This window comes from Nonomuraea purpurea, assembly GCF_042650645.1.
Lineage (GTDB): Bacteria > Actinomycetota > Actinomycetes > Streptosporangiales > Streptosporangiaceae > Nonomuraea > Nonomuraea purpurea.
Map to the genome: position 1 here is coordinate 1 of NZ_JBHSBI010000020.1, position 24,877 is coordinate 24,877.

At 68.2% G+C, this 24,877-nt stretch carries 20 protein-coding genes and 2 tRNA genes; 8 read left to right on the forward strand and 14 right to left on the reverse strand.

The window, feature by feature from the left end; genetic code table 11:
* Nucleotides 1-553 precede the first annotated feature (553 nt).
* Nucleotides 554-952, forward strand: a complete 399-nt coding sequence (locus ACFOY2_RS33390; protein WP_379532098.1) for a hypothetical protein — start codon at nt 554-556, stop codon at nt 950-952.
* A 285-nt stretch (nt 953-1,237) separates the two neighbouring features.
* Here the strand turns inward: ACFOY2_RS33390 and ACFOY2_RS33395 are convergent, their stop codons facing one another.
* The 8 genes from ACFOY2_RS33395 to ACFOY2_RS33430 form a co-directional block, all read right to left on the reverse strand.
* On the reverse strand, nt 1,238-1,906 hold the full coding sequence (locus ACFOY2_RS33395) for a response regulator (RefSeq protein WP_379532099.1): 669 nt from the start codon (nt 1,904-1,906) through the stop codon (nt 1,238-1,240).
* Nucleotides 1,903-4,398, reverse strand: a complete 2,496-nt coding sequence (locus tag ACFOY2_RS33400; RefSeq protein ID WP_379532100.1) for a sensor histidine kinase — start codon at nt 4,396-4,398, stop codon at nt 1,903-1,905. Before ACFOY2_RS33400 ends, ACFOY2_RS33395 begins: the two co-directional genes overlap by 4 nt.
* 123 nt (nt 4,399-4,521) lie before the next feature.
* A tRNA-Met gene (locus ACFOY2_RS33405) sits at nt 4,522-4,598 on the reverse strand.
* A gap of 105 nt (nt 4,599-4,703) precedes the next feature.
* Nucleotides 4,704-4,780: transfer RNA gene (locus ACFOY2_RS33410), tRNA-Met, on the reverse strand.
* Nucleotides 4,781-4,835: 55 nt separating this feature from the next.
* Nucleotides 4,836-7,799 (reverse strand): UPF0182 family membrane protein, encoded by a 2,964-nt coding sequence (locus ACFOY2_RS33415; RefSeq protein ID WP_379532101.1) that lies wholly within the window; start codon nt 7,797-7,799, stop codon nt 4,836-4,838.
* 129 nt (nt 7,800-7,928) lie between these two features.
* Entirely contained in the window at nt 7,929-8,975 is a 1,047-nt protein-coding gene (locus ACFOY2_RS33420) for a YlbL family protein (RefSeq protein WP_379532102.1), read from the reverse strand.
* 9 nt (nt 8,976-8,984) lie between these two features.
* Nucleotides 8,985-9,410 (reverse strand): molybdenum cofactor biosynthesis protein MoaE, encoded by a 426-nt coding sequence (locus tag ACFOY2_RS33425; RefSeq protein ID WP_379532103.1) that lies wholly within the window; start codon nt 9,408-9,410, stop codon nt 8,985-8,987.
* Nucleotides 9,411-9,470: 60 nt separating this feature from the next.
* Nucleotides 9,471-10,544: an NAD-dependent epimerase/dehydratase family protein gene (locus ACFOY2_RS33430; protein WP_379532242.1), complete on the reverse strand. Its 1,074-nt coding sequence runs from the start codon at nt 10,542-10,544 to the stop codon at nt 9,471-9,473.
* A 130-nt stretch (nt 10,545-10,674) separates the two neighbouring features.
* Between ACFOY2_RS33430 and ACFOY2_RS33435 the strand changes: the two genes are divergently transcribed.
* Genes ACFOY2_RS33435 through ACFOY2_RS33445 form a run of 3 tightly spaced genes read left to right on the forward strand, consistent with a single transcriptional unit; the run spans nt 10,675 to nt 13,456 of the window.
* Nucleotides 10,675-11,877: a zinc-dependent metalloprotease gene (locus ACFOY2_RS33435; RefSeq protein ID WP_379532104.1), complete on the forward strand. Its 1,203-nt coding sequence runs from the start codon at nt 10,675-10,677 to the stop codon at nt 11,875-11,877.
* Entirely contained in the window at nt 11,874-12,434 is a 561-nt protein-coding gene (locus tag ACFOY2_RS33440; protein ID WP_379532105.1) for an NUDIX hydrolase, read from the forward strand. Before ACFOY2_RS33435 ends, ACFOY2_RS33440 begins: the two co-directional genes overlap by 4 nt.
* A gap of 35 nt (nt 12,435-12,469) precedes the next feature.
* Entirely contained in the window at nt 12,470-13,456 is a 987-nt protein-coding gene (locus ACFOY2_RS33445; RefSeq protein WP_379532106.1) for an endonuclease/exonuclease/phosphatase family protein, read from the forward strand.
* Here ACFOY2_RS33445 and ACFOY2_RS33450 read toward each other — a convergent pair.
* A complete protein-coding gene (locus ACFOY2_RS33450) occupies nt 13,443-14,030 on the reverse strand; it encodes a hypothetical protein (RefSeq protein WP_379532107.1) in 588 nt (195 codons plus the stop codon). The two genes, ACFOY2_RS33445 and ACFOY2_RS33450, sit on opposite strands and share 14 nt — an antisense overlap.
* Nucleotides 14,027-14,542, reverse strand: a complete 516-nt coding sequence (locus ACFOY2_RS33455; protein ID WP_357822448.1) for a M48 metallopeptidase family protein — start codon at nt 14,540-14,542, stop codon at nt 14,027-14,029. Before ACFOY2_RS33455 ends, ACFOY2_RS33450 begins: the two co-directional genes overlap by 4 nt.
* 584 nt (nt 14,543-15,126) lie before the next feature.
* Here ACFOY2_RS33455 and ACFOY2_RS33460 point away from each other — a divergent pair.
* The 3 genes from ACFOY2_RS33460 to ACFOY2_RS33470 all read left to right on the forward strand — a co-directional run bounded on the left by ACFOY2_RS33460 (nt 15,127) and on the right by ACFOY2_RS33470 (nt 18,453).
* Nucleotides 15,127-16,482 (forward strand): ThiF family adenylyltransferase, encoded by a 1,356-nt coding sequence (locus tag ACFOY2_RS33460; protein ID WP_379532108.1) that lies wholly within the window; start codon nt 15,127-15,129, stop codon nt 16,480-16,482.
* A gap of 87 nt (nt 16,483-16,569) precedes the next feature.
* Nucleotides 16,570-17,883, forward strand: coding sequence for an ABC1 kinase family protein (locus tag ACFOY2_RS33465; RefSeq protein WP_449290153.1), 1,314 nt, complete (start codon nt 16,570-16,572; stop codon nt 17,881-17,883).
* 360 nt (nt 17,884-18,243) lie between these two features.
* Nucleotides 18,244-18,453, forward strand: coding sequence for a hypothetical protein (locus tag ACFOY2_RS33470; protein ID WP_379532110.1), 210 nt, complete (start codon nt 18,244-18,246; stop codon nt 18,451-18,453).
* Nucleotides 18,454-19,189: 736 nt separating this feature from the next.
* On the opposite strand, the gene ACFOY2_RS33475 is transcribed toward ACFOY2_RS33470, so the two are convergent.
* The 4 genes from ACFOY2_RS33475 to ACFOY2_RS33490 all read right to left on the reverse strand — a co-directional run bounded on the left by ACFOY2_RS33475 (nt 19,190) and on the right by ACFOY2_RS33490 (nt 23,818).
* On the reverse strand, nt 19,190-19,354 hold the full coding sequence (locus tag ACFOY2_RS33475) for a hypothetical protein (RefSeq protein WP_379532111.1): 165 nt from the start codon (nt 19,352-19,354) through the stop codon (nt 19,190-19,192).
* 64 nt (nt 19,355-19,418) lie between these two features.
* Nucleotides 19,419-19,688 (reverse strand): WhiB family transcriptional regulator, encoded by a 270-nt coding sequence (locus ACFOY2_RS33480; RefSeq protein ID WP_080045300.1) that lies wholly within the window; start codon nt 19,686-19,688, stop codon nt 19,419-19,421.
* 552 nt (nt 19,689-20,240) lie between these two features.
* Nucleotides 20,241-21,110: an acyl-CoA thioesterase II gene (gene tesB, locus ACFOY2_RS33485; protein WP_379532112.1), complete on the reverse strand. Its 870-nt coding sequence runs from the start codon at nt 21,108-21,110 to the stop codon at nt 20,241-20,243.
* A 629-nt stretch (nt 21,111-21,739) separates the two neighbouring features.
* Nucleotides 21,740-23,818, reverse strand: coding sequence for an ATP-dependent DNA helicase UvrD2 (locus ACFOY2_RS33490; protein ID WP_379532113.1), 2,079 nt, complete (start codon nt 23,816-23,818; stop codon nt 21,740-21,742).
* A gap of 145 nt (nt 23,819-23,963) precedes the next feature.
* On the opposite strand from ACFOY2_RS33490, the gene ACFOY2_RS33495 reads away from it, so the two are divergent.
* Entirely contained in the window at nt 23,964-24,860 is an 897-nt protein-coding gene (locus ACFOY2_RS33495) for an alpha/beta hydrolase (protein WP_379532114.1), read from the forward strand.
* The last annotated feature ends 17 nt before the right edge of the window (nt 24,861-24,877 follow it).

The following is a 24,877-nucleotide window of genomic DNA, read 5'->3' on the forward strand; positions in this document are numbered from 1 at the left end:
GTCCAAGCAATCCGTCAAATGAATGACAGGGTTTTGCATGTAAATCATGCACTGGCTTTTAGCACACTGTTGAGTTCTCAAGAAACGGACGCGTACATCTTCACCGAGACTTTGTTTGTCTCGCTTCCGAGGCGTTCATTTCGTTGTGTCTTAATTCTTTCAGCCGTTCAAGTCTCTGTCAAATTGACCGGACTTGCTCGACCTGCGGGAATTAATCCTGCCCCCTTTCGGAGACAACCCCTCTAACTTACCAGCCCGTCCGAACTGATGCGAAATCAGCAGCGAACAACCTTGAAGGTAGTGGGATTTGCCGGACATCTCCGAGGTTCTGATGAACCTCTCGGCCGCCCTGCGCGAAGCAACTCTAGCAGCCCGCGGCACCCACTTCGCGCCACTCAGGTAATCACTAGGTTCTTCCCTCACCACCAGATCCTCAAACCTCGCCAAGGTATCCCCAGGCCGACGCCCGTAGTCAAGCCGTCGGCAAGTCATCCGCAATCGCCTCCAGGTACGAAGTAGGTACGAGCAGACTGCGCTCTCGGAGGTGTCCGCAATGACCCGCTCGGAGTTCGACGACATCCGTGCCTTCCTCGCCGACGAGGCGACCCACGCCGGAGACCTACTGAGAATCGCCAGGACCCTGATCGACGATCTCGAACACTCCCGCATGCGCGAGGCCGTTCTGCGCACCCATTACCTGCGCCTCCTCACGGCCGCGCGGGCGAGCGTCGCGGCGGAGAGCGTGAACGCGCCCGACCCCTTGGCCTTCGTCAAGCACGAGTTGTCCACACGGGATCAGATGCCCGCGGACGGTGAGGCCGTGCAGCGCATCCTCTCTGACGCCCGTACGGCGGCCGCGCTGCTCGCCTGCCTGGAGGAGCAGACTCCTCAGCGCCCGCGCGGGCTGCGCCTGCGCCGGTGCGTCGGCGCGCACAGAGCGCTCCCCAGGTAACCGGAGCCCGCCAACGTTGCCTCAGCGACGACCCCCGGCATACTCGCCCTTGGCGGGTCGGCTGCAAGACTTCGCATATGTGGCAACGGGGGCTGAACTGGGCAGCGATAGTCCTAGTTGGGACATTTGGCCTTATGTGGGTTGGCGTCGTGATTTATGCGGACCAGGCCTCGGCCCCCTGGATGCGAGTCTCCCAGGTGATCTTCGGATTCCTGCTGCTCGTCTGGGCGGTGCTGAAAGCACTCTCCATGAGGAGCAAGGCATAACGGCCCCCTGAAGCGAGGCTCAGGGCCGGAACCGGTACCCCATCCCCGGCTCTGTCAGTAAATGAACCGGATGGGCGGGATCGCGTTCCAGCTTGCGCCTCAACTGAGCCATGTACTGCCGCAGGTAGTGCGTCTCCTTGAGATACGACTCGCCCCAGACTTCCTTGAGCAACTGCCGCTGGCTGATCAGCTTGCCGGGGTTGCGCAGCAGGATCTCCAGGAAGTGCCATTCCGTGGGCGTCAGGCGCACCCCTCCTGAGATCGTCCTGGCGGACAGGTCGACCACGTGGTCGCCCAACCGCACCTCCGCGAGCTCCTCCTCGTGCCGGCCCGTGCGGCGGGTCACGGCGCGCACGCGCGCGAGCAGTTCGTCGATGCTGAACGGCTTCGTCACGTAGTCGTCGGCTCCCGCGTCGAGCGCGTCCACCTTGTCGGTGCTGTCGGCGCGCCCGGACAGGACGATGATCGGGACCGTGGTCCAGCCGCGCAGCCCCTGGATGACCTCCACGCCGTCGAGGTCGGGCAGGCCCAGGTCGAGGATGACCAGGTCGGGATGCCAGTCCGCGGCCTGGCGCAGCGCCGAGCCCCCGTCGGGGGCGAGCGCGACCTCGTACTGCCTGGCGGCCAGGTTGACGCGCAGCGCACGCAGGATCTGCGGCTCGTCGTCCACCACGAGCACCCGCGTCATGTGGCCCTCCGCAGTGAGACGGTCATGGTCAGTCCCCCTCCTGGCGTGTCCTCCAGGGCCAGCGTTCCCCCCATCGCCTCGGTCAGACCGCGTGAGAGCGCCAGGCCGAGCCCCACGCCGGTGTGGCTGCCGCGGTCGCCGAGCCGCTGGAAGGGCATGAACACCCTTTCCTGCGCATCCTGCGGGATGCCGGGGCCCCGGTCGATGATCCGGATCTCCACGTTGTCGCCGTGCCAGCTCGCGGTCACGAGTACGGGTTCGCCCTCGGGACTGTAGCGGACGGCGTTCGCCATCAGGTTGACCAGCACCCGCTCCAGCAGCGCCGGGTCGGCCATGATCCCGGGGATCTCGGGCGGGAGGTCGTCGCGGACCCTGTCGCGCACGGGGCCGAGGTCGGCGATGGTGCGCGGGAGGATGTCCTCGATCGCCACGGGCTCCAGGCGCACGCCGAGCACGCCGGCCTGGAGGCGGCTCATGTCGAGCAGGTTGGACACGAGCCGGTTCAGCTTGATCAGGGATTCGTCGGCGGTGGCGAGGAGTTCGGCGCGGTCCTCGTCCGACCAGGTGATGTCGGTGGCGCGCAGGCTCTCGACCGCCGCCTTGGCCGAGGCGAGCGGGGTGCGCAGGTCGTGGCTGACGGCGGCGAGCAGGGCCGTGCGCATCCTGTCGGCCTCGGCCAGCGGCTCGGCCTGCTCGGCCGCCTCGCGCAGCCGCTGTTGCCGCAGCGCGACCGCCGCCTCCGCCGCGAACGCCTCCAGCACCCGCCGGTCGCTCGCGTCCAGCAGGCGGCCGTGGGCGGCGAGCACGAGCCGCTCGTCGATGACGACGTCGGTGTCGGCCATGCCGGGGCTCGTGCACGGCACTCCGCCCGAGGTGGCGACGATCCGCCAGTCGTGGTCGCGTTCGAGCAGGGTCACGGAGGTCAGCCCGAACGTCTCGCGCATCCTGGCCAGCAGTGACGGCAGCGCCGCCGCGCCGCGCAGCACGTGACCCGCCAGCGTCGAGAGCACCTCGGCGTCGGCCCGCGACCGCGCCGCCTCCCTGCTGCGCCTGGCCGCCAGGTCGACGACGGTGCTGACCATGACCGCCACCAGCACGAAGATGGCCAGCGCGAGCACGTTGTCCGGCGCGGCGATCGTCAGCGTGTGCACCGGCGGCGTGAAGAACCAGTTGAGCAGCCCGAACCCGAGCACCGCCGCCGTCAGCGCCGGCCACATGCCGCCTGTCAGGGCGACGCAGACGACGAGCAGCAGGAAGATCAGGATCTCGCTGGGCAGCGTGAAGTCCAGCGGCAGGAGGGCGGCCGTCAGCAGCGGCAGCCCGAGCAGCGCCAGCCCCCAGCCGGCCGCGCGCCGGGTGCGGGTCAGCGCGGCCCTCGATCGGATCCGGGCGGCGCCCTTCCTGGTCGCCTCGTGCGTGACCATGTGCACGTCGATCGTTCCGGACAGGGCCGTCGTCGTGACGCCCACGCCGCGCGAGATGAGCTGCGCCAGCCGTCCCCGTCGTGACGCGCCGAGCACGAGCTGGGTGGCGTTCACGCCACGGGCGAAATCGAGCAGCGCGCGCGGGATGTCGTCGCCGACCACCTGGTGGTAGGTGCCGCCGAGGTTCTCGACGAGGGTGCGCTGGCGTACGAGGTTCGCGGGGTCGCCGCCGGAGTCGAGCCCTTCGGCGTTGGTGATGTGCACGGCCAGCAGGTCGGAGCCCTTGCTCCTGGCCGCGATGCGGGCGGCCCGGCGGATGAGCGTGTCGCCCTCCTGGCCGCCGGTCAGCGCGACCACCACGCGCTCGCGGGCCTCCCAGGTGCCGCCGATGGAGTGGTCGGTACGGTAGCGGTCGAGCTGCTCGTCCACCTTGTCCGCCACCCAGATGAGGGCGAGCTCCCGCAGAGCGGTCAGGTTGCCGACCCGGAAGTAGTTGGCCAGGGCGGCGTCCACCCGTTCCAGCGGATAGACGTTGCCGTGGGCCATGCGGCGGCGCAGCGCCTCGGGCGACATGTCGACGAGCTCGATCTGGTCGGCCCTGCGCACGACCTCGTCGGGCACGGTCTCCCGCTGCGGCACGCCGGTGATCTGCTCGACCACGTCGTTCAGCGATTCGAGGTGCTGGATGTTGAGGGTGGAGATGACGTCGATCCCGGCGTCGAGGATCTCCTCGATGTCCTGCCAGCGCTTGGCGTTACGGGAGCCTGGGACGTTCGTGTGGGCGAGCTCGTCGATCAGGGCGGCCTTGGGGGAACGTCTGATCACCGCGTCCGTGTCGAGCTCGGTGAACGTCGTGCCCCGGTAGGTCAGGGTCTGTCTGGGGACGATCTCCAGGCCGGCGAGCAGTTGGGCGGTGCGGGCCCGTTCGTGGGTTTCGACGAGGCCCACGACCACGTCCTTGCCGCGCTCGCGGGCGCGGCGCGCCTCGCTCAGCATGGCGAACGTCTTGCCGACCCCGGGTGCGGCACCGAGGTAGACGCGCCACTTGCCGCGCGGCCTGTCTCCCATTCCTCCAGGTTAAGGCTGGTGGGACAGGGCAAACGGCCCTGGTCGGGCTCGTCAGGAAGGCCCGCCTCATCGGCGGCGTCCATAAAAAAATACCCGGCCTCCGAAGAGGCCGGGTATTTCACTTGGTAGCGGGGACAGGATTTGAACCTGCGACCTCTGGGTTATGAGCCCAGCGAGCTACCGAACTGCTCCACCCCGCGTCGGTGTGTTGTTAATAACTATACCCCCTGCCGGGAGTGCTCGCGCCATCCACGATGGATCACATGCAAAAAGGTCCAGAGGCGAACCTCTGGACCTTTTTGGATTGGTAGCGGGGGCAGGATTTGAACCTGCGACCTCTGGGTTATGAGCCCAGCGAGCTACCGAACTGCTCCACCCCGCGTCGCGTTGTGTCTAAAGACTAGTGGGCGACGCGGGCTGGGCGCAAATTGATTGGGCTAAGACGTGTTGCCCGGCGGCGATGGTGACGCGCTCGGGGACGCCGGCGGTGTGGCCGGCGGCGAACTCGGGGGCGTCGTCGCCGTTGGCGAGGCCGACGGGGTGGCGGCCGGCGTGGCCTGCCGGGTGTTGGCGCCCTCGATCGCCTTCAGCGCGTCCTCCAGCTGCTTCTGCGCCTTGCCGTACTCGTCCCAGTTGGGCGGGCTGGCCTGCAGTGCTTTCTGCGCGTCCTGGTAGGCCTTCTGGGCGTTCGAGATCGCCGAACTCAGCGCCGCGTTGGCCTGGCTGGGCGTGGTCTGTTCCTGTTCCTGTTCCTGTTGCTGTTGTTGTTGTTCGTTCTGCTGGGTGTTCTGTGGCCCGCCGAAGACCTCTGCCAGCGCCTCCTCCAGCGTGCGTTTCACGCCGATCTTGTTGCCGAACGACACCAGGACCCGTTGCAGGATCGGGTACGGCTCCTGGCCGCCGCCCGCGGCCACCTGGATGTAGACGGGCTCGATGTAGACCAGCCCGCCCGCGTAGGGCAGCGTCAGCAGGTTGCCGTACCGCACCGACGAGGCGCCGACGCCGAGCAGGTTGAGCTCACCCGCGAACCGGCTCTGGAAGGCGTTCTGCGCCTGTCCCGGGCCGGGGACGGTGGACGGCATCCGCAGGATCCGCATGCGCCCGTATTCGGAGCCGCCCGAGGAGTCGACCGCCATGAACGCCGCCAGGTTGGGCCCCTGTCTGGGCACGAACGTGGTCGTCAGCGAGAACGCCGGCTTGCTGCCCGGCATCGTGGTGGTCAGGTAGTAGGGCGGCTGCTTGACGTTCGTGGTGCCCTGGGTGGGGTCGTTGGGGACGTTCCAGAAGTCCTGGCCGCTGTAGAAGGCGGCGGGGTTGGTGATGTGGTAGCGCGACAGGGTGTAGCGCTGCACCTTGAACAGGTCTTCCGGGTAGCGCACGTGGGAGCGCAGGTCGGCGCTCATCTCCGAGGCCGGGCGGATGATGCCGGGGAAGGCGTTGCTCCACGTCTTGAGCACCGGGTCGTTGGTGTCCCAGCCGTAGAGCTTGATCGTGCCGTCGTAGGCGTCGACCGTGGCCTTGACCGAGTTGCGGATGTAGTTGATCTTGTCGCTCGGCTGCTGGGCGATCACGCGGCGGTCGCTGGACGTGTCGCGGGTCATGTCGCCGAGGCTTTCGCTCTGCGAGTACGGGTAGTCGTTGGAGGTGGTGTAGCCGTCCACGATCCAGGTGATGCGCCCGTCGACGACGGCGGGGTACGGGTTGCCGTCGAGGGTCAGGAAGGGCGCGACCTGTTCGATCCTGTCACGCGGGTTGCGGACGTAAAGGATCTTGGAGTTGTCGTTGATGTCGCCCGACAGGACGATGTTCGCCTCGCCGTACTTGGCGGCGAAGAGGAGCCTGTTGAAGAACGAGCCGACGGGGACGCCGCCCTGACCGGTGTAGGTCGTGTTCTTCTGACCCGTGCCGCCGATCTCCGGATAGTCGAGTTCCTGCGGGTTGTTCGGGTTGCCGCCCGCGATCACGTACTGGGCCGACCCCGGGTCTTCGCCGTAGTAGACCCTCGGCTCCTGGAGCTTGGACTGGGACACCAGGGGGCCGCTGACCGGCATGTCCTTGGCGGTGTAGGCGGGCAGGCCGCCGGTGTCGACCTGGTTGCCGGGCGCGGCGACGAAGCCGTAGCCGTGGGTGTAGACCAGGTGCCGGTTGATCCAGTTGTCCTGGCCCTCGGGCGGGCCCGTCAGCTCGCGAACGCCGACGACGTGGTCGATCAGCTTGCCGTTGGCGTCGGGGTAGCGGTCGACGTCGAGGGTGTCGCCGAAGCTGTAGAAACCGCGGATGCGCTGCGTCTGCTCGTACGTCGAGGACACCAGCGCCGGGTCGAGCAGTCGCACGCCGGAGACCGAGGTGTCGCCGTCGTTGGCCTGGACCTTGGTCGGGTCGGCCTGGGCGTTGTAGGTCTCGACCTCGGTCTTGTCGACGTTGTACGCCTGCCGCGTGGCCTCGATGTTGCGCTCGATGTACTGCGCTTCCTTGCCCTGCTGGTTGGGCTTGACCTGGAACTGCTCGACCAGTGCGGGGTAGACGCCGCCGATCAGGATGGCCGAGAGCACGAGCAGGCCGAAGGAGACCCCGGGAATCATGCCGCCGGAGCGCACGACGCCGGCGAAGAACAGGGCGGCACAGATCAGCGCGATGATCGCGAGGATGGTCTTGGCCGGCAGGACGGCGTTGACGTCGGTGTAGGAGGCGCCGTGCACGAAACCGCGGTCGGAGAAGACCAGCCCGTAGCGGTCGATCCAGTAGGCGACGGCCTTGAGCAGCACGAAGACGCCCAGCAGCACCGACAGGTGCGTGCGCGCCGCCCTGGAGGCGTGCACGCCGGGCGACTGCAGGCGGAACCCGCCGTAGAGGTAGTGCGTGATCGCCGCCAGCACGATCGAGATGATCACCGCGGTGAACAGGAAGTTCAGGACCATCCGGATGAACGGGTAGTCGAACATGAAGAACGAGATGTCCATCCCGAACAGCTGGTCCTGCTTGCCGAACGGCACCCCGTTGATGAACTTCAGCCACGTTTCCCACTGCCCCGCGAACGAGGAGCCGGAGAAGAGCGCGAGCAGGCCCATGCCGACAATGAAGATCAACTTGCGGTGGGGGTCGAGCGCCAGGCGGTAGCGGTCGGCGCCGCTGCCTCCGCCGAACATCGCCGGGCCGAACATCGGCCGCATGCGGAAGGCCAGCAGCATGTTGCCGCCCGCGATGCCGACCATCAGCACCGCTCCGACCAGGAACAGCACGATCTTCGTCAGGAGCACACCGGTGAAGACCGAAGTGAAGTTGGTCGAGTCAAACCATAGATAGTCCGTATAAATGCCCGAAAAGAGGAAAAACGCGGCCACAATCGCCACAAGAGCGATCGCCACAGGCAGAAGCAGTCGCGGCCGACGGGGCAAGCGCATCGCCCTGCCGGCTCCTGGGGTCCGGAAGCTCAAGGCCAACCCCTCGTCGTAATGGAGAAACGGTCCGTGTCTGGCAACCTACACCGCTGTGCCAGCCCTACGGCTAACGCATGGCGCCCGCCAGAAGTTTCATCCGGCCTCGCACGCTGGCACGTTTCCCTTGCCCGTGCGCAGCGCGTCGAGCGAGAGCACCGCGTCGTGCAGGGTATCCGCCTTGACCAGCCGCAGCCCGTCGGGCACGCCCTTCATGGCCTCGGCGCAGTTGTCGGCCGGCGTCAGGAAGATCGTCGCGCCCGCCTCTTTGGCGCCGACCATCTTCTGCGCGATGCCGCCGATCGGCCCGACCTCGCCCGACGGCTCGATCGTGCCGGTACCGGCGATCTTCTTACCCCCGGTCAGCTCGCCGGGGGTGAGCTTGTCGTAGATGCCGAGCGAGAACATCAGCCCGGCGCTGGGACCGCCGACGTCGCCGACGTTGATGTCGACGTCGAACGGGAACTTGTAGTCGGCCTTCATGAGCACGCCCACGAGGGTCTGGCCCTGGGGGCCCGCCACGGTGTGCAGGGTGACGTCGAGCTTGTCCTTGCCGCGGGTGACGTTGAAGACCACGCTCTGGCCTGGTTTGCGGGCCTTGACGGCGTCGCCCACGACATCGACGTCGGTCGCGGGCTTGCCGTCGACGGCGTTGATCACGTCGTCCTTCTGCAACTTGCCGTCGGCGGGTTTGCCCTTCTCGGTGGACACGACCGTCACGACCATGTTGTAGGGGATCTTGAGCTCGTTGAGCGCGGCGGCCGTCGCGGAGTCTTGGGAGTTGGTCATCTCGACCGTGTTCTCCTCCTCGACCTCCTTGGGGTCGCGGTCAGGAGCGAAGATCGTCTCCTGCGGGACCACCGCCACGGTCGGATCGATCCAACCGCGCAACGCCGTCAGCAGGTCGATCTGGGCCGCCGGACCGCCTTGGTAGGCCACCGTGACCAGGCTCAGCGCGCCCGCGGTCGGGTAGGTCTGCCGGCCCTTGATCGAGATCACGGGCTTCTTGTCGACCTCACCGATCGTGTTCTCCGTCGGGCCGGGGCTGAGCACGACGTACGGGACCGGCCGGAACGCGCCCACCACGCCGAGCGCGAGCACCAGGAATCCCGCGAGTAGCAGGGTCAGGGCGCGTCGTGACATGAGATGAGCTTATGCGCCGACGCCGACCCATTCGGTCTCGCCGTCGGCGAACAACTGATGTTTCCAGATCGGGACCTGCCCTTTCAGGTCGTCGATCAGGCGGCGCGAGGCTTTGAACGCCTCGTCCCTGTGCGGCGCGGCCACCGCGACGACCACCGCCGTGTCGCCCAGCTCCAGATCGCCGACCCGGTGGACGGCGGCCAGGGCCGTCACGGGGAAGTCGGCCGCCACCTTCTCGGCCACACTGCGCAGTTCGGCCTCGGCCGTGGGGTGCGCGGAGTAGGAGAGCCTGGTCACCGGTTTTCCCTGATCCTGCTCGCGGACGGTGCCCACGAAGATCACGGTGCCGCCCGAGGCGTGGTCGCCCACGGCGGCCAGCACCTCGTCAACCGACAGCGGGGTGTCACGAATGCCGAGCAACCGGATGACGTCCACGGAAAAAGCCTACCAACAACGGGAAACCCCCCGTTGACCTGCCGGTTCGCCGTCGTGCTGTCACTGGCGGCGTTTCTTGCGGACCTGGCGGACGATCGCGGCGGTGCCGATGACGGCCACGGTGGCGCCGGCCGCGGTGAGCGTGGCCTCCTTGACGGGCAGCCGCCTGCCGACCACGGTCGTCCTGTTCTCCCGCAGCTCCAGGAGTTGCTCGAACGCGGCCTCGTTCGTCCATGAGGGCTTCCAGCCCGCCTCGCGCAGCGCCACGCAGTCGACGACCCACGGGTAGACCACGTAGTGCAGGTCGGTGGCGGGCGCCGGGGTGACGCCGAGCCTGTGCAGGCGCTGGGCCGTGCCGAACGTCAGCCCCGCGGGCAGTTCGAGGCCGCGGATGCCGGACAGCTCCTCGACCTGCTCCTGCTCCAGCCATCCGTCGGAGCCGACCGCCACCACGCCCGTGACGACGCCGCGCGCCGCCAGGTCCAGCGCCGAGATCAGGTCGTCGATGTGGCAGAACTGCCAGTGCGGGCTGCAGCCCTTGACGGTCAGGAGCCTGGGCGACTCGAAGTGGCGGGTGATCACGGTGTCGACGCCCGGGCCGACGACCGCGGCAGGGCGCAGCACGGTGACCTCCAGGCCCGGATGGCTGCGCAGCGACCTGCGTACCAGGGACTCGATCTCCAGGTAGTCGCCCACGACGCCGGTGTCGGGTTCGGCCGCCACAGGGGCGTCCTCGGGCAGCGGGACCTCGTTGTCGGGCGCGGCGCCGTACACCATCGCGCTCGTGACCAGCACGACCCGCCGCACGCGCGCCGCGGCGCTGGCCGTCAGCACGGTCTGGGCGGCCCGCAGGTTGTAGGCCCGCCGCTCCCCTGGATCGGAATCGACGGCGTAGTCTCCCGCCAGATGGACCAGGACGTCGATGTCGGAGATCCGGTTCGCCAAGAGCGGATCCCGTACGTCGATCACTCTCCACGTGGCTTCCTGAAGGTCGCCGCGCTGCTCGTCGATGGCCACCACCCTGCGGAAATCCGCGGAGGATACGAGCTTCGAGAGCAGCTCACGGCCAAGGCCGGAGGCCGCGCCCGTGACGGCGACGACGGGTTGGCGCGGGCGTTTCGAGGTAGGCACCAGGTCCTCACTTTGCACTGATCCGCCGTAGGACGACTAACGTGGCGGATGTGGACTCCTCCATCCTGCACGAGGTAGAGCGGTGACTGACCTGCCAGGTCGCGAAAACGACCCTAACGAGAATCCGTTCGCCATGTTCGGCAACCCTGAGCAGATGGCTCAGGCGATGCGCCAGTTCGCCGACATGCTGTCGGCGTCCCAGGGTTCAGGCCCTGTCAACTGGGACATGGCGAAGAACATCGCCCGTCACGCCGTGGTCGCCGAAGGCGATCCGAGCGTCATGGAAGGCGAGCGCCGCCAGATCGTCGAGGCGCTCAGCCTGGCCGATCTGTGGCTGAACGAGGCGACGACGCTGCCGAGCGGCGTGTCGAGCCCGCAGGCCTGGAGCCGGTCCGAATGGATCGAGAACACGATCCCGGTCTGGCGCAAGCTCTGCGAGCCGATCGCCGAACGCATGGTCGAAACCATGGGCGGCGCACTGGGCGGCCCCGGGCTGCCTCCCGAGGCCCAGCAGATGGCCGGGCCGCTGATGGGCATGCTCAAACAGATGGGCGGCATGATGGTCGGCCAGCAGATCGGGCAGGCGCTCGGTTCGCTGGCCCGCGAGGTGGTCGGCACCACCGACATCGGCCTGCCGCTGTCCGACAAGGCCGCGCTGCTGCCCGGGGGCATCGCCTCGTTCAGCGAGGGCCTGGAGGTCCCCGGCGACGAGATCAGGCTTTATCTGGCGCTGCGCGAGGCCGCGCACCACCGGCTGTTCCAGCACGTTCCATGGCTGCGCTCGCACCTGTTCGGGGCGGTCGAAGAGTACGCCAAGGGCATCACGGTCGACACTTCGGCGCTCGAGGAGCAGATTCGCGGCCTCGACATCAACAACCCCGAGGCGATCCAGGAGGCGCTGAGCGGGGGCAACCTGCTCAAGCCTGAGGAGACCGAGCGGCAGAAGGCCGCGCTGGCGCGGCTGGAGACGATGCTCGCGCTGGTCGAGGGGTGGGTGGCCACCGTGGTCGACCACGCCGCGGAGGGCAAGCTGCCCTCGGCCGTCGCCCTGGCCGAGACCGTACGCCGCCGCCGTGCGACGGGCGGTCCCGCCGAGCTGACGTTCGGGACGCTGGTGGGGCTGGAGCTGCGGCCGAGGCGGTTGCGCGAGGCGGGGGCGCTGTGGCGCGCGCTGGAGAGCGAGCGCGGGGTCGACGGCCGCGACGCCCTGTGGGGTCACCCCGACCTGATGCCGACGGCGGAAGACCTCGACGATCCAGAGGCGTTCGTCCGCGGCGAGGCCGCCTGGGACATCTCCCAGCTCGAGGCCAAGCCTGACGAGGGCGACGAGAGTTGAGCCTGCACCACGACGCGCAGGCGGTGCTGTCCGCTTGGACCGCGCCAACGCCCGAGGAAGAGGCGCTGCGGGCCGAGTTCCTCGGCCATCTGCGCTCCCATGACGACGCCATGCTGCGCGAATGTGTGCCTGGGCACCTGACGGCGACGACCGCGGTGCTGTCGCACGACGGTTCCCAGGTGCTGCTCACGCTGCACCCGAAGGCCAAGATGTGGCTGCCGATGGGCGGCCACTGCGAGCTCTCCGACAGGTCGCTGGCGGACGCCGCCCTCCGGGAAGCCTGGGAAGAGTCCGGAATTTCAGGACTTGAGCTGCTGCCTGGGCCGCTGGCGGTCGACAAACACGTCGTATGGTGTCATCCGCCGCACAGCTACCACCTCGACGTCGAGTACGCGGCCGTCGCCCCTCCCGGCGCCGAGGCCGTGATCAGCGAGGAGTCGCTGGACCTGCGCTGGTTCCCCGTCGGAGAGATCCCCGAGCTGTCCGACGCGGCGACGCGGCGACTGGCCGCACGTGGACAGGCCGCCCTTACTCTGCGCTCACGTCCGGTTGGCTAGAGTCTCCTCCTGGGACGTTCCATGAGGGGGTCCGAGTGGAGACTTCTGCCGTCGGCGGCACGATCGTCACACCAGCTCGCAAGCGACGGAAGTTCCCCGGCGCGATGCTCACGTGGCTGGCCGTGACCCCGTTCGCGGCCTGGGCCGTGGTCAGGGTCGCGGGGCTGGAGCGGGGCTCGCTGCCCACGCAGATCATGACGGCCACGCCGTACGCGGCGGCCGGTTCGCTGATCCCCCTCATGATCGCCGCGGTCGGCCGCAAACGCGCCGCGACCGCCGTCGCGCTGCTCTCCTCCGCCGCGCTCGGGTTCAGCGTGCTGCCCAGGGCATTGGGGACGGCCGAGGCCACGACGGGCCGGCCGCTGAAGGTCATGACGATCAACATGCTGTTCGGCAGGGCCGATCCCGCCACGATCGTGAAGCTGGTACGCGAGTTCGACCCCGACGTGCTGAGCACGCAGGAACTGACGCCGGGGGCGGTCTCCGACCTGGACGCGGCCGGGCTCAAGGTGCTGATGCCCCATAGGGTGCTGGAGGACGAGTGGAACGCCAGCGGCAGCGGGCTCTACTCCAAGCACGCGTTGCGGCCGCTCCTGGGCATGGGGAGGTCGTTCGGGCACAACATGCCCGCCGCGCGCATCTCACTGCCCGGCGGGAAACCGGTCGATTTCGTGGACGTGCATCCGTTCCCGCCGCTCGGCCCGCGCGTCACCGACTGGAACGCGTCCCTGGAGTCCCTGCCCTCCGCCTCGCCCGACCAGGTGCGGATCCTGGCCGGCGACTTCAACGCCTCCCTCGACCACGCCGCCCTGCGCAAACTGCTCGACAGGGGCTACAAGGACGCGGCCGACCAGGTGGGAGCCGGTCTGATCCCCACATGGCCGGCCAACAAGCGGGTGCCGCCGATCATCACGATCGACCACGTGCTGGTGGACCATCGGGTGGGGGTGCAGGAGGTCAGCGTGCGCGACGTGCCGGGCACCGACCATCGCGCCGTGCTGGCCGAGCTCACCGTGCCCTGATCAGCGCCCTGGTGTTGTCCCAGCCTTCGAGCCCCGGGTCGAGGCGTTCGACGTCTTCGCGGGTGCGCAGGCGGTGCCAGCCCGGGGTGGTGGCGACCCGGCGCGGGCCGGGGGCCTGGGCGCGGAGTGTGGTCACGATGCCGGCGTCGTCCAGGTCTGGGTCGGCCCAGGCGGGCGGCGGGAGGGCGCAGGCCATGGCGACCGCGCCGCCGTTCTCCGCGGGGCAGATCGTGATCTCTGCCCTGCCCAGTTCCCTGAACAGCTTGCCGACCAGCAGGGGCGGCAGGTCGGGCGCGTCGGCGGCGATCACGGCGGCCTGGTCGGCGTGGAGGCGGCCGAGGATGGTTTTCAGGGGTTCGTCGTCTTTTATGGTGATCACTTCGGTGCCCGGCCAGACGATCTCGTCCAGCTCGGGGACGCTGGTGATCAGTACGGGGGTGACGAGCTCGAGGCCGGCGACCATCTCGTAGGTGTCCTCGGCGACCGCCTCGAGGAACTCCGCCGGGTCGACGCCCGGGGGCGCAGCCTGCTGGACCATGTGCTGTCGTACCAGGACCGCGGCGATGCGCGTCAACACTCCTCCGGTGCGGTGTGGGCCCCGGCGGAGAAGCCCTCCAGGAACCCGCGTGCCCGCTCCGCCTTGGGATACTGTTCTACCAGCGCCCAGAACTTGGCCCCATGGCTGGGCACCAGCAGGTGCACGAGCTCGTGGATGATCACGTAGTTGATGACCCACTCCGGCAGGCCCTTGAGCCGCGTCGAGATCCTGATCGTGCCGTTCTCGGGGGTGCACGAACCCCAGCGGTGCTGCTGGTTGTCGACCCAGCGCACGCTCACGGGCTCGGGCGCTCCGTCGAGGTACTTGGCCGACAGCTCCTTGGCTCTTTCCAGCAGGGCCTCGTCGGTGGGCCTTCGCCGGCGTTCCTTGGCGGCCAGGCGATCCAGCATCCGGCTCACCCACTCATCCGCGTCTTCGCCGCTCAGCCAGGCGGGCAGGAGCACGATCGTCTTGTCGCCGTCGCGGTAGGCGGAAACCGTACGCCGGCGACGAGAACTGCGACGAACCTCGACTGTCTCGGGGGGCACATATGCACGTTAGCCGAGACTGGCGAAATTCCACAGAGGGTGGACGTTGTTTCTGCTGGTCAGATGATTAAGAGCGGGTGAATTTGGGCATGCGCCTTTCCCGATGTGCGGACGGCCAGATCCGGGGCCGGGTGTCGGGCTGGGGCTGGTCGGGGTGCGGATTCCCATCTCAGCTTGGGTTTTCCTGGCTTGATGGTCTTGGTTGGGGGGTGGTTTGGGGTGGGTTGTGGCTTTGGATGGGGTCTTAAAGATCTTCGTTTCGGTGGGTGACGTGTCCGATATTTGGTCATCTTTCGTGAAAGATTGATTTACCAGACCTTTATCTTCTGCTTCCACGTCCGCACCGAACACCTTGTCTTGTCACCTTCGCCCCGGCCATCCCACGCCCCGGGCGCCCTTGCGGCCTCGATGCCCCGCGCCGACCTGACCTCATAGGGGACACCCCACCTCGGCCGGTTCCGTCCACCGGTGCGCTCCCTGCCCTGATCATCGGTTTCTCCACAGGACGCCCCTGGGGGGAGAGTTATCCACAGGCGCGCCAGAACCGGCTCGGGATCTTGCTCCGGCGTGGAAACCTTCCCGCCATGAGGCCACGAGTTAAGCCCGCCCTCCGGCGCATCATGCGCGACGAGCAGACTCTCCAGTACGGCGTACACCCCCTCAGGGCGATCACGCTGAGCGGCCTGACGCCGCGTGTCCGCAGGTGGCTCGAAAACCTCGACGGCACCCGCGACCTGGAGCGCGTCCTGCACGAGGCGGCCGCCGCCGGGCTCGACGAGAGCCGCGCCAAGTCCCTGCTCGACGAGCTCACCTCCCAAGGCGCTCTCCACGACGCCGCCATCAGCCCCGGGCCCCTGCGCGATCTTTCCCTGGCCGAACGAGATCGCTTGAGACCAGATCTCGACGCCCTCGACCTCGACTCCACCGCTCCGGAGGGCGGCCTGTCGATCCTGGGGCGTCGCAGGGGAATGCGGGTGCGCGTCTACGGTGCCGGCCGTGTGGGCGCCCAGATCGTCGCCCTGCTGGCCGCCGCCGGGATCGGCAACATCCGGGTCTTCGATTCCGGCCCCGTGCGTCCCAGGGACATCACGCCAGGCGGGCTGACATGGGCGGAGATAGGGCTGTCGCGCGAGGAGGGCGCCGTGGCGGTGGCCAGAAGGCTCACCTCCGGCTCCCGCAACACGACGGGATCCGCCTCCCGCAACACCGTTGGACACGCCCCTCGCGGCACTACCGGTCCGGCTCCCCGCGGCGTCGCCGAAGTCGTCTCCCGTAACGGCGGCGCCACCAGGTCCACGCCCCGACGCGCCACCCCCGCCCTCCCCGGCACCGCGGCGGCCTCGCCCCAGGGCCGCCCTGTGCCTTGCCCTGAAGACGTGGGCCCCGGCTCCCCCGATCCCCATGTCCACGAACTGGAGGTGATCGCACCGGCGGTGAACGCGTTGGCCGGTGGGCCGTACCTCGGTGACAAGTGGGACCGTCCCGACCTCGTCATACTCGCGCCCGTGACCCCGCTCGACGGTGTCCTGGTCAATGAGCTGATCTCACTGTCCATCCCCCACATGCCGGCGTCCGCGTTCGAAGGGCATGGGATCGTCGGGCCGCTGGTCCTGCCGCGCCAGTCGGCCTGCCTGCACTGCCTCGACCTGACGCGTCGCGACAGCGATCCGGCGTGGCCGATCGTGACCGCCAGGGTCGGCGGCTATCCGCCCGGCGAGATCGCCTGCGGGTCGGCGCTCGCGGCGGCGGTGGCGGCCGAAGCAACGGGTCACGCGCTGGCGTTCCTGGACGGCAAACCCTCGGCTGTGACCAACAGCACAATGGACATATCACCCGATTGGCGCTGGAAAAGGCAGGCATGGCGGGTACACCCCCAATGTCGTTGTATGCGAAACAATCCTTATTCGCTAAGAATGGTCATGGCACCCGACCGCGACTGACGTGCTCAGGAGACGACCACGAAGGGGGGAAGCGGCATCTCTGCCGAGGTTCCGCGCATCAGTGTGAGCGATCTTCCGCGCCGTGCTGTGACGCGTTCAGCCAAGCTGGCCACGCTTCCGCTCGGATTCGCGGGCCGCGCCGCCTTGGGGCTTGGCAAGCGCCTGGGCGGCAAGTCCGCCGAACTGGTGGCCCAGGAGGTGCAGCAGCGTACCGCCGAGCAGATCTTCAAAGTCCTCGGCGAGCTCAAGGGCGGCGCGATGAAGCTCGGGCAGGCGCTGTCGATCTTCGAGGCGGCGCTGCCGCAGGAGGTCGTCGCCCCCTACCGCGCCACGCTGACCAAGCTGCAGGACGCCGCTCCCCCGCTTCCCGTGTCCACGGTTCACAAGGTCCTGACCGAGCAACTGGGCGACGACTGGCGGGAGAACTTCCTGTCGTTCGACGACCAGCCGACCGCCGCCGCGTCGATCGGCCAGGTCCACAAGGCCGTGTGGCACGACGGCCGGGAGGTGGCCGTCAAGATCCAGTACCCGGGGGCGGGCAAGGCGCTGCTCGGCGACTTCGCCCAGCTGGCCCGGCTGGGGAAGCTGTTCGGCGTGCTGCTGCCGGGCCTCGACATGAAGTCCGTGCTGTCGGAGCTGCGTGAGCGGGTCGCCGAGGAGCTCGACTATTTCAGAGAGGCGGAGGCCCAGCATGCCTTCGCGCTCGAGTTCGACGGGGATCCCGACTTCCATGTCCCGGACGTGGTCGCGGCGAACGAAATGGTGCTGGTCAGCGAGTGGATGGACGGCACCCCGCTGTCCCGCGTCATCACCGAAGGAACCAAGGAGCAGCGCGACCGCGCCGGGCTGCTCTTCGTACGCTTCCTCTTCAGCTCCCCCGCCCGGGTCGGGATGCTCCACGCCGACCCGCACCCCGGCAACTTCCGCATGCTGGCCAACGGCAAGCTCGGCGTCCTCGACTTCGGCGCCGTCAACCGGCTGCCCGACGGCTACCCCAAGGTCTTCGGGCCGCTCATGCGGATCTTCAATCAGGGCGACATGAACGCCGTCGTGGCCGGCCTGCGCAAGGAGGGCTTCATCCGCCCGGACGTCGACGTCGACGCCGACGCGCTGCGCGCCTTCCTCGCGCCGTACGTGGAGCCGACGGCGGTGGAGGAGTTCACGTTCAGCCGGGAGTGGCTCCAGGCCCAGGTGGCCAGCGTGACCGACCTGCGTCCGACCAACGTGGTCCGCCAGCTCAACCTTCCGGTGTCGTACGTGCTCATCCACCGGGTCCATGCGGCCGGGGTGGGCGTGCTCTGCCAGTTAGGCACCACGGCCCGCTTCCGCGACGAGGTCATCCGCTGGGTCCCCGGCTTCTCTGACGACCCTGACGACGAACCCTTGGCAATCGGGGGCTAAGGGCTCGGTCGTCGCTCGACGCTGCCGGGTTGGCGATGCTCAGGGTCACGTCCCAGGGGGCGCATGGTTGCGGACGCTCCGTTCAGCCGAGCCAGGAAGTGCGCTGCCGGGGCACGCTCGGTCGGCGACTCCAGGAGGTGTACGAGTGCGAGCACTTCGTTGGCCTTCGTGGCTCGTTGGGCGTAGCGGAGATTCGCGGTTGCGGATGGCCCGGCGGCGCTGACTGTGTGGGTGTGAAGGTGTTGTCGCTGGTCAGCTGCGCAGAGGCGGTAGATGAGAATTCTCACAGCTTGCTGTCAATCGTTGACTACTCCATGTAATTATTCGGATGCAAACCGTTGCCTTCTTGAGAGGAAACCGATGCATCGAACCGCGCGCCTGCTGGCCGTCACCGCTCTGGCGGCCATGGGCATGATCGCCACCGTCCCCGCCGCGAACGCCGTCGCCGATCCGGCCCTCATCACCGGCTGTCTGGCCAGAAGTGTCGGAGAAGTGTCCACCGTCGTGAACCCGATGGCCCCGGGCGTTCCTGCCGAGGTGCCCGCCGTTCACTGCCTGACTGGGCCATGACCTGTCCGTTCGTTGAGTGCACAACACCGGCGGATGGCGTGCGGCCCATACGTGGCCGGTGAGCTCGGCGGGAGCGATCGGATGAGATCGTGTGCCCGCGAGTACGTGCCTGTGGCCAGACACCGAACGATTGGCGTCTGGCCACAGAGCTCGGGCTTGCGGAACCCGCTTCGCGAGGGTACGGCCGGAGTTTTGGGCAACCTGTTGAACAAGAGCCCGGTTGCCGCCCCGAGCGACCGCCCCTATGACGGCGTGGGGGATGAGAACTCGGTGCAGAGCCGAGCTGCCCGGTCTTGGGCGATATGGCGGAAGAGCAGATGTTCCCGCGATTCGGTCCACACCAGGCCCAAGACCATAGCGGACACGGACCGGACTGGGCTCAGGGCGTAGCGGACTTGGGCCGTAGCAGAAGAGGCCGTGCCGGACTCGGACCCTACCGGGCTCAGGCAATACCGACCCCAAACCGTAGTAGCTGGGGACGTACCGGACCCGGGCATAGCGGCTGAGGTCGTGATGGGGTTTGGTCGTATCGGGCTTTGGGGGTGGGGCTTGGGAGGTGCCGGGGTGCCAGGTTGGGGGGAGCCGAGGTGTGAGGTTGGGGAGGTGCTGGGGTTGCGGGGTTGGGGAGGTGGAGCGTTGGGTGGGTGGATGTGGCGAGAGCCGGGCGCTGGGTGCGCCCGGCTCTCGTTTGGGGATCTGTCGGGGAGATCCTGCGCCGGCGGCAGGATCTCCGGGATCAGATCTGGCGGCTCAGGGCCTCGTGGAGGCGCTCGTTCGCCCGCTTGACCTTGCGCCTGGCTCGCTGCACGCGGGTGACGCGCAGGACGAGACGCTGCTCCTCCGCCTCACGGTGGAGGGTTTGTATTCGGTCATTTACCAGGTCATGAATGAGATCCGGCACTGCGATGTTCCTTGTCGGTCGAGTGTTCATTGGTTTGTTCGCTTTCTTGTCGTAGGTGCGGTGTTCAGGCAGCGACCGGGTGCTTGCGGGGACGCCCGCGCGGACGCTTGCGGGGAACGATCGTTCCCCTGAGGATCAGTTCGCCGCCCCAGACGCCCCACGGCTCCTCGCGCTCAAGGGCGCGGGCGAGGCAGGCCTTCTGGATCGGGCAGCCGCCGCAGAGTGCCTTGGCGAACTCGACGTCCTCGGGCGACTCGGCGAACCACAGGTCAGGGTCGGTACGACAGGGGATCTTGGCTTCGTCGATCAGGTCCATGATCGTCTTCGCCCCCATCAGTTTCTCCTTTTGATCGATCTTTTTGATCTTGGTTTGGGCACCTCGGAGGTGGTCGGGGATCACGGACAAACAAGAAGGCCGCGGATCCGGTCTGTGGATCCGCGGCCTGGGGGCTGTTGCCGGTCAGGTTATGACCGGAGCATCCCTCCAGGGTTGCGGACCGCACAGTCCACCCTTGGTGAGCTGGCTGGCCGGCAGTTCGATACTTGCGGCGTAGGCAGGAACTCCTTGCGCGCGCAGACCGAAGTGGGCTCGCGCATAGACGGAGGGGGCCTGGCTACGGGCAGACTTCTCCTGCCGCGGCTTGGCCGGCCCATCGGCGAGCCTCACCGAGCTACGGCATGCGGAGGCGAGCCACTGCGTGGCCGACATCTCGATGCTGTTCACCACCTGGACTCACCTCCACTCTCGGGATCGTCGGACAGTAGTGTCCGACTCGCTTGACCATGACCCTAAACCGGGAACCCGGGAAGGGGCAACATATTTTCTACCTGCGATTTTGTTACAGTTCTCGCGCTCAACAGCCATCGCGGGCGACCGGATTCGCGCCTACTTCATCACGCGGATCATGGCCTCCTGAACGACCGAGATCACGAGCTCACCCGACGCGGTGAACATCTCACCCCGCGCGAGCCCCCGCGCCCCGCCCGACCACGGCGACTCATGAGCGTAGAGCAGCCAGTCGTCGGCGCGGAAGGGCCGATGGAACCACATGGCGTGATCGAGCGAGGCCCCCATGACGTTCGAAGATCCCCAGGCCATGCCGTGCGCGAGCAGGATCGTGTCGACGAGCGTGAAGTCGGAGGCGTACGCGGCCAGCACCACGTGCAGCAGCGGGTCGTCGGGCAGCTCGGCGTGGTAGCGGAACCAGACGTTCGTCTCGGCGCTGCGCAACTCCGGGTTGCGGAACGCCTCCCACGTCAACGGCGATACATATCTGGCGTCCACGGGGCGCGGGCGCGACAGCCAGTCGCGGAGGTCGGGGTTGTCGCCGACCAGCTCGTACATGCGCTCGTGGAACGTGGGGAGCGTCTCCGGGTCCGGCACGTCCGGCATGACGGACGCCTGGTGCGTCACGCCCTCCTCCTCGACGTGGAACGACGCCGACATCGTGAAAATCGCCTTGCCGTGCTGAACGGCGACGACCCTGCGCGTGGTGAACGAGCGGCCGTCGCGGAGGCGCTCGACGTTGTAGACGATCGGGATGGAAGGGTCGCCGGGGCGGATGAAGTAGGCGTGGAGTGAGTGGACGTTCCTGTCCTTGGGGACGGTACGGCCGGCCGCCACCAGGGCCTGGGCCGCCACCTGGCCGCCGAAGACGCGTTGGATGTGCTCCTCCGGGCTTCTGCCTCGGAAGATGTCCAGCTCGATCTGCTCCAGGTCGAGCAGGTCCAGCAGCTCCTTCAGCGCCTCGTTCACTGGTCTGTCCCCCATGTGCCTTCCGGTCTCGGCGCGCCCTGGTCCTGCCTTGGCTCTGGCCTCAGTTTGGTCTGGTTGCGGGCACTTGTCCTGGTTCCCGTTTCGATTCTGGTCCCGGTTCTGGTCCCGGTTCCCGGACAAGTCTGACGTGCTGCCCTTGGGCGCCCGAACCTGGGCTGCCTGGTTGGTCTGATGATCCATGGTCGGGGTTTCGCCCCTGTAACGAGGCGGGTTCGCTTGGGGAGTGGTGGGGAGGGACACGCCTTGCGCGGGGCCCCTGCGTTGGGCGTCGGCGTCACGAAAGCGGGGTCCGCCGGGAGTGGGGTCGGGCACGGGAGGCGGGAGTGGAAGGCGGGAGTGAGCCGGGGGCAGGCACGAGAGTCGGAGGCAGACGTGGAAGGACGGGGGGCTGGGGGCAAGCGTGGGAGGCAGAGGCAGGCGTGGAAGGCGGGGCGGGGTGAGGTCTGACCTAGGGGGGCCGGAGTGGGGTTGGGGTGTGGGACGGCCGCTTTGTGCTGATCGCCACCGGCTCTCACCGGGAAGTCGCCGAGCCCTGGGCGAACCGGGTGCGGTACGTGCACGCACGCGGCCGCCGGCGGGGTGTGCGAGCGGGGTGGGAGGGCCGGCCGCTAGGGGGTGCGGCAGAGGGCGAGGACGGCTTCGCCGTAGCGGTCCATTTTGACGCGGCCGATTCCCGCGATGGACAGCAGTTCCTGCTCCGTGGTCGGCGCCCGTTCGGCGATGGCCTGCAGGGTCACGTCCGTGAAGATGACGTACGGCGGGATCTTGGAGTCTTTGGCGGTGGCCGTGCGCCAGACCTTGAGCCGTTCGAGGAGGGCTTCGTCGTAGTCGGCCGGGCATGTCGAGCAGCGTCCCAGTTTCTGTTCGGCCGCCGCCCGCAACGTCTTGGCGCAGACGCGGCAGGTGACGGGGGCCGCCACCTTGCGGCGCTCGGTCCCCGGGGTGGGCGCCATCCGGGGCGGCGTGGAGGAGCGGCCGGTGAGGCCGTCGAGGAAGCGGGTGGGGCGGCGGGACTTGCGGCCTCCGGGGGCGCGGGACAGGGCCCAGGAGAGGGTGAGGTGTTCGCGGGCGCGGGTGATGCCGACGTAGAGGAGGCGGCGTTCCTCTTCGATCTGGTCGGGGGTCTCGGCGTAGATGATGGGGAGCATGCCGTCGGTGAGGCCGACGAGGAAGACCGCGTCCCATTCCAGGCCCTTGGCGGCGTGGAGGGAGGCCAGGGTGACGCCCTCGACGGGCGGGGCGTGCTGTTCGGAGGCGCGGCGTTCCAGCTCGGCCACGTAGGCGGGCAGGTCGGCGCCGTTGGCGGCCATGTCCTCGGCGAGGTCGGCCAGGGCTTTGAGTGACTCCCACTTCTCTCTGGCCTTGCCGCCGCCTCCGGGCGGGGACGGGGTCAGTCCGACGCCGGTGAGGATGGAGTGGACCTCGGCCGCCAGGGGCTCGCCTGCCGAGGAGCGGGCGGCACCGCGGAGCAGCACGACGGCCTGACGTACCTCGGGGCGTTCGAAGAAGCGTTCCGCTCCGCGCAGCACGTACGGGATCTCGGCTTTGGACAGCGCCTCCTCATACGACGAGGACTGGGAGTTGACCCGGAAGAGCACCGCGATCTCGCGGGAAGGGACGCCTTTGTCGAGGAGTTTCCTGATGGCGCGGGCCACTCCTGCGGCCTCGGCCGGTTCGTCGTCGTAGTCGGCGAACACCGGTCTGGGGCCGTCGGGGCGCTGGGCGAGGAGTTCCAGGCGGTGAGGGGATTTGCCCTTGGCGATGACGAGGTTGGCCAGGTCGACGACCTGCGGCGTGGAGCGGTAGTCGCGGACCAGTTTGATGACGGCCGCGTCGGGATGTTCCACCCCGAATCCGGTCAGGTAGCGCGGGCTGGCGCCGGTGAAGGAGTAGATGGTCTGGTTGGGGTCGCCGACGACGCAGACGTCGTCGCGTCCGCCGAGCCAGGTGTCGAGCAGGAGCTTCTGCAGCGGGTTGACGTCCTGGTACTCGTCGACGACGAAGTAGCGGTACTGCTGGCGGATCTGGGCCGCGACCTCCTGGTGCTCGGTCATCACGGCGGCGGTCAGCTCGAGGATCGTCTCGAAGTCGAGGAGGTGGCGTTCGCGCCTGATCCGCTCGTACGCCTCGTAGAGCCGGGCCACCTCCTCGCGCCGGGAGGGCCCCTCCATCCGGTCGGACGAGCCGGGAGGCAGGCGGTTGTACTTCGCGGCCGCCTGCTCGTAGTCTTCCGGGCCGATCTGCATGACCTTGGCCCATTCGATTTCTGAGGCGATGTCGCGCAGTTCGGAGCGGTCGGGGTTCTTGCGGAGCTGGCGGCAGGCCTCGCCCAGGACGGGGAGCTTCGACTCGATGATCGACGGGGCCGCGCCGCCGATCACCTTGGGCCAGAAGTAGGTGAGCTGACGCAGGGCCGCGGCGTGGAACGTGCGCGCCTGCACGCCGGGCGCGCCGAGTGTGCGCAGCCGCTGGCGCAGTTCCCCGGCGGCGCGAGTGGTGAATGTCACAGCCAGGACGCTCTGCGCGTCGACGACGCCGCTGCGCACCGCGTACGCGATGCGGTGGGTGATCGCCCTGGTCTTGCCCGTGCCGGCGCCTGCCAGCACGCACACCGGCCCGCGCACGGCCTCGGCGACCGCCCGCTGCTCGGGATCGAGGCCGATCAGGACGTCGTCAGCGTTACTCACCTGTGTATCCTCCCAGTTGCTGGCGGCGAAGGTCCTTATTCTGGCAACATGCGTGCCGACGTATGTTTCGTAGTTGGCGAGATGCAAAGAACTGGTCTCTTCCCCCACAATGGGGCCGACCATCTGCATGGGGGAAAGGAAGGCCGTGCGAAGTGCGGTTTTCGCGGGCGTGCTCGCGCTCGTTGCCGTTGTGGTGCCACCGACCGCCGCGAACGCGGCGCAGGACCCCACACCTGTTCCCTCGACGCCCATCGACTTCGACGGGCTCGGCGGCCTGTCCACGGAGACGATCGCCTACGGCTCCCATCGGCGTCAGGCCATGGACGTCTGGTGGACCGCCGACGGCGCGAAGCGGCCCGGCGTGTTCCTCGTCCACGGCGGCTGGTGGTCCAGCGGCGACAAGCGGTACATGAAGGAGATCACCCGTAGCTACGCCGACCTCGGCTACACGGTCTTCAACCTCAACTACCGCCTGTCGGGTGACGCCGCCTGGCCGGCGCAGCGCACGGACGCGCTGACGGCGATCGCGACGGCCCGCAAGCACGCCGACCGGTGGTCGTTCGACCCGTCCAACTACGTGGTGGTCGGTTTCTCGGCCGGCGGTCACATCGCGGCGGCCGTGGGCACGTACGGCGACGGCGTCAGCGGCCTCAAGGGGGTCGTGGGCCTGTCGCCGATCATCTCGCCGCTGCGCGCGTACGCCGACGGGGAGAAGAGCGCCGACCCCAACAAGCGCAAGCTCCGCACGGCCGCCATCCGCCTGGCCGGCGGCTGCGCGCCCAAGGGCAAGTGCTCGCGGGTGTGGGCCAGCATGGAGGTGGCCTGGCACGCCAGCAAGAAGGACGCCCCGATGCTGACCGTGCATTCGGACAAGGAGTTCGTGCCGCCGGTGCAGAGCCAGTTGCTCAAGCAGATGCTGGGCCAGGTGGGTGTGCCGGTGACGGTGTTCACCTCGCCGGGCATCAATCACAGCGCTCCGCTCTACCGGGAGCCGGGTGTGGCCGAGCGCGTGCAGGCGTGGGTCGCCGAACGCCTCGGCTAGGGATTAACCGGGCACGT

What these genes read in the sequence shown, in the direction of transcription:
- ACFOY2_RS33435 (WP_379532104.1), top strand. Translation starts at nt 10,675, where the DNA reads ATGTTCGGCAACCCTGAGCAGATGGCTCAGGCGATGCGCCAGTTCGCC.
- ACFOY2_RS33480 (WP_080045300.1), bottom strand. Translation starts at nt 19,688, where the DNA reads ATGGGGGCGAAGACGATCATGGACCTGATCGACGAAGCCAAGATCCCC.
- ACFOY2_RS33400 (WP_379532100.1), bottom strand. Translation starts at nt 4,398, where the DNA reads ATGGGAGACAGGCCGCGCGGCAAGTGGCGCGTCTACCTCGGTGCCGCA.
- ACFOY2_RS33420 (WP_379532102.1), bottom strand. Translation starts at nt 8,975, where the DNA reads ATGTCACGACGCGCCCTGACCCTGCTACTCGCGGGATTCCTGGTGCTC.
- ACFOY2_RS33390 (WP_379532098.1), top strand. Translation starts at nt 554, where the DNA reads ATGACCCGCTCGGAGTTCGACGACATCCGTGCCTTCCTCGCCGACGAG.
- ACFOY2_RS33460 (WP_379532108.1), top strand. Translation starts at nt 15,127, where the DNA reads ATGAGGCCACGAGTTAAGCCCGCCCTCCGGCGCATCATGCGCGACGAG.
- ACFOY2_RS33395 (WP_379532099.1), bottom strand. Translation starts at nt 1,906, where the DNA reads ATGACGCGGGTGCTCGTGGTGGACGACGAGCCGCAGATCCTGCGTGCG.
- ACFOY2_RS33415 (WP_379532101.1), bottom strand. Translation starts at nt 7,799, where the DNA reads ATGCGCTTGCCCCGTCGGCCGCGACTGCTTCTGCCTGTGGCGATCGCT.
- ACFOY2_RS33470 (WP_379532110.1), top strand. Translation starts at nt 18,244, where the DNA reads ATGCATCGAACCGCGCGCCTGCTGGCCGTCACCGCTCTGGCGGCCATG.